Source organism: Candidatus Zixiibacteriota bacterium, assembly GCA_022865345.1.
In the GTDB taxonomy this organism is placed as follows: Bacteria; Zixibacteria; MSB-5A5; order MSB-5A5; family RBG-16-43-9; genus RBG-16-43-9.
This window is the reverse complement of record JALHSU010000006.1, coordinates 1-3,876: the sequence shown is the minus strand read 5'-3', so window position 1 is coordinate 3,876 and position 3,876 is coordinate 1. Positions and strand designations below refer to the sequence as shown.

General features: G+C 42.2%; 5 protein-coding genes and 1 pseudogene. All 6 read left to right on the top strand.

The annotated features are described in order from the left end of the window. Window positions 1-333 (top strand): hypothetical protein (locus tag MUP17_00255; GenBank protein ID MCJ7457412.1); only part of this gene is annotated, 333 nt, incomplete at its 5' end. A 582-nt stretch (window positions 334-915) separates the two neighbouring features. Continuing rightward, complete coding sequence (locus tag MUP17_00250) at window positions 916-1,368, top strand: hypothetical protein (GenBank protein MCJ7457411.1); 453 nt, start codon at window positions 916-918, stop codon at window positions 1,366-1,368. 71 nt (window positions 1,369-1,439) lie between these two features. Beyond that, window positions 1,440-1,515, top strand: a pseudogene (locus tag MUP17_00245). 688 nt (window positions 1,516-2,203) lie between these two features. Then, on the top strand, window positions 2,204-2,905 hold the full coding sequence (locus MUP17_00240) for a hypothetical protein (protein ID MCJ7457410.1): 702 nt from the start codon (window positions 2,204-2,206) through the stop codon (window positions 2,903-2,905). 11 nt (window positions 2,906-2,916) lie between these two features. Continuing rightward, window positions 2,917-3,273 carry a hypothetical protein gene (locus MUP17_00235; protein MCJ7457409.1) on the top strand — a complete coding sequence of 119 codons (357 nt, stop codon included), beginning with the start codon at window positions 2,917-2,919 and terminating at the stop codon, window positions 3,271-3,273. Between the two features lie 10 nt (window positions 3,274-3,283). After that, complete coding sequence (locus MUP17_00230; GenBank protein MCJ7457408.1) at window positions 3,284-3,739, top strand: hypothetical protein; 456 nt, start codon at window positions 3,284-3,286, stop codon at window positions 3,737-3,739. The last annotated feature ends 137 nt before the right edge of the window (window positions 3,740-3,876 follow it).

The window sequence follows — 3,876 nt, the reverse complement described above, 5'->3', positions numbered from 1 at the left end:
CAAGATATAACAGAAGAGGATGCTAAGGCGGAGGGAATTGACCCCCGATTTTGCACAAGAAGGATAGAGATTGAACCAGGGATAAGTAGCTTCATAAGTGGGGCGAAAGCTAGGTTCTCTATTCTCTGGGACTCCATCAATGCCAAGTGGAAACGTGTCTGGAACAGGGAATTAAAGATTTTTGAGTATTGGCAATTCCCGTGGTGTGAAGCCGATGCTGTGCCTATTCCTAAGGCTACCAAGCACCCTGAAAGGTATCACTGTATCCCGAATCCATTCGTTTTCGTTTATACCTTTACTAAAGTTGATAAGCCAGTGGGTATTGTATTATAATGTGGGTATGCGATATAAGAAATATGTATTCAAAGACGGTATTAAACTCTGGCAATGTACTGGATGTGGGCAATATTTACCGACTGAGGCGTTCTTCCCATGTAAACGTACCCCTGGGATTACGTCGAAGTGTAGGAAGTGTCATGGGAAATTATCTATGGCGACTAGGAATAAGGAAAATACAAATAGAATTAATCGGGAATATATGCGCCGAGCACGCCAAACAAACCCAGAAAAGTTTAGGATGCGCGAACGTTTGGCAAATCATAAACGTCCTAAGAATGAAAAGACAAAGGCTCGTGACATACTTAATAGGGCTGTACTTTCAGGCAAAGTTATCAAGCCAACAAATTGCTCACAATGTGGCAAGCTTCGTAAGGTCACAGCTCACCATGATGATTACTCTAAACCATTACAAGTTAAGTGGTTATGCTACGAGTGTCATTCCAATCATTAGAGGTTGGGTATTTGTCTATTCCTTTATAAGAGTGGAGATGCCAGGAGATTAAAGTAACCCTATGGAGAGAGTGAAGCCTTATTATCAAGATAAGTGGGTAACAATCTTAATTATAGGAGGATATTATGGAGAATGAAAAAGGCGGTGGATTCAAATATACCTTTGGGGATTCAATGGCTGCCGTAAATTTGACAAGTAATATCTTGGAGAAGCAAGAATTTAGGGACATTCGCCACAAGGTTGCACGTTTACTCACAAAGCAAATAATTGCCTTAAAGTCTCTTATGGCGATTCGGGATAAACGTATGAGGGAGGCAAGTCTGAAAATGTGGCATGACGAATTTCCTCTAAAGGTATCCGATTTGCCAGAGCTTGTTAGAACCCATGTGCTCTGTGTTGAAACGGGCATATACCGCCAATTATTAAGGGATAGCAAAAAGCAACTGTCGGGGAAAACTATCTATCATATTCTTGCTGATTATATTTGTGAGCAGTGTTCTACTCCTAATTTTGTTAATCTCGTAATACCCTTAAAAACTTGGGAACAATGGCAGAAAACTGGAATAAATGATATTTAAGCGGTCTTCTCAAGAAGTAATGGAGCTAGTATGACTGGAGGAGTAGATGGCTAATGAAACACCTGAGATAAGCGGTGATAGTTTAAAGGTAGAACAATTATCGAACCAGATAAGAGAAGGCGGTTCAATCCCGACCTCACCGCTCCAATTTATTGTACGGCAAATTCCGGCACATCAAACCCATGAGTGGTTGCTTAACAAACATTATGCCCATCGTATCCCTTCAATTAGTTGGGCCTTCGGATTATATGACCCATGCGAACTTCTTCAGGGGGTTTGTACCTTCGGGACTCCTCCCAGTAGCCCTCTACGAGAAGGGATTTGTGGCTTCAAACATTTAGATATAACACTGGAGTTAAACCGATTGGTAGTGGAAGATGACCTACCCGCAAATAGCACAAGTTTCTTCGTATCTAAATGTCTTAGACTATTACCACGCCCCAGTATTGTCATCTCCTTCGCAGACCCTTCTCATGGGCATCTAGGTATCATATATCAGGCGTGTAATTTCCTCTATACAGGCCTAAGTGCCAAGCGCACAGACTGGAAAGTTAAGGGATTGGAACATCTTCATGGAATAACAATCGCTGATATGACCAGAGGGCAAGGGAACCGCGCTGAAGCTATGCGCATGAAGTTTGGCGAGGACTTCTATTTAGAAGATAGAGTTCGCAAGCACCGTTATGTTTACATCATTGGGGATAGAAAACAACGGACTGATATTTTGAAGGATTTAAGATACAAGGCGGAACCATACCCAAAGGGGCAAACACAAAGATATGATGCTAGTTATGAACCGACACGGCAAGGGGTTTTGATATGACTGGAGGGTTAGATGGCTAGAGGCAGAATGATAAACAAGGTCATTAGCCTTGATGAGAAGGTGAACGCCCTGTCAAATGATAGTGTGCGACTTCTTTTCACTTGGCTTATACCGCATCTCGATTGTGAAGGCAGGATGTACGGAGACCCCCAGACGGTCAAGAGTATAGTGTTCCCTCAACGTTCTATGGACGTCAGAACCACGCAAAAATACCTTGATGAATTGGCAGAAAGTGGGCTAATCCAACGTTACGCCAACGGTGGCACAACATACATTTGCTTCCCGAATTTTAAGAAGCACCAAATAGGATTGAACAAGAGCAAGGAACTTCCCTCGCAAATCCCTGCTCCTGAAACGGGAAATTTACGGAAGGATTCTGGAAATAATCCCGCACAAGTTAAAGTAGAAACTAAAGTTAAAGTTAAAGTAGAAGAGAAAGATACCCCTCTTAATCCCCCCGTATCTCAGTCTTTATCAACAAAAGAAGTAATAACAGCTTATCAAGAGAACATTTTACTCGGTGGGACTGTTAATGAAGAAATGGAGTACGAATTAAGCGCTGCCTGTGCCCGGTATTCTCAGTCCTGGGTTATGGATGCTATCAGAGAAGCCTTGGCACAGAATCAACCGTTCTGGAGATATATTGTCGGGATTCTGAAGAATTGGCAGCGAGACGGAAAGCCGTCGAACCTTATTAAAGCCAAGAGTGAGTAAAGGAGGATTAAATGGAGAAGCCAAGGATATTAAGTGAAGGCGATTTAGATAAGTTAAATACTAAATGGGAAGAGGAATATGAGGCCATTGAGATGACTGATGCAGAATGGGAGATGAAACGCTGGCAACTTATAGCCCAAGCCCATCTCGATGTCGCTACAGTTTATTATGAGCCTCTAATCCAGCAAGTGGCAAGGGAGATATTTGGGGTTTATGACTGCTATACCAAGCTCTTGGGAGAGGAAATTGATACCTTGAGCTCGTTAGCTATTACTCACGGCTGGCGTTCAGTAAGAGTTAAGGCTGGCGAGAAATGCCGAGTTGATATTCAATCCCTTAAGTCCAAATATGGAGGGCAGAGTGAGTAAAGGAGGGAATATGACAGAACAGGAATTAAGAGAACAAATAGCAAATGACTTGGCGGAGATTTGGCACAAGGGAGATTACCCTGATGTTTGGCAAGCAATGGCTACTCACGCCTTTAATCTTTTTAAGCAGACTAGGTGGCAATCACCTGAATCCTGTCTTAAATGTGCTGATGATTATGCCAAGGCTTTCCCAGAACTGGCTAAAGAGGATGGCTATGTTCGGCTCTCAAAAGACCAGAGTTTGCCTCTGACCAAAATGGAGTTATTTCTGCAAGACAATCAATGTCTCGAAATCAAAGAGAACGGTGATAGAATACGCTACCTTAAACCTTATTATCCCGAACCTACTGAGAAATATCCATTAACCCGATTACACATAAAAGGTGAATGTGTAGCCTCAAGGTTACAAAGTGAGTTAGAGGCTCAACAAGATATGCTCAAAGCAAACTTCCGAAAGGTAGAATAGGAGGGAATATGGAAGCTAAAGATACAGTAATGAGTGAATCTATGATAAAGGCATTATTAAGGGGATGTACTCTAAATCTCTTAGCCCCTGAATGTATTGACCCTAAAGGAAACGCTCCATCATTGGAATCTTTTATT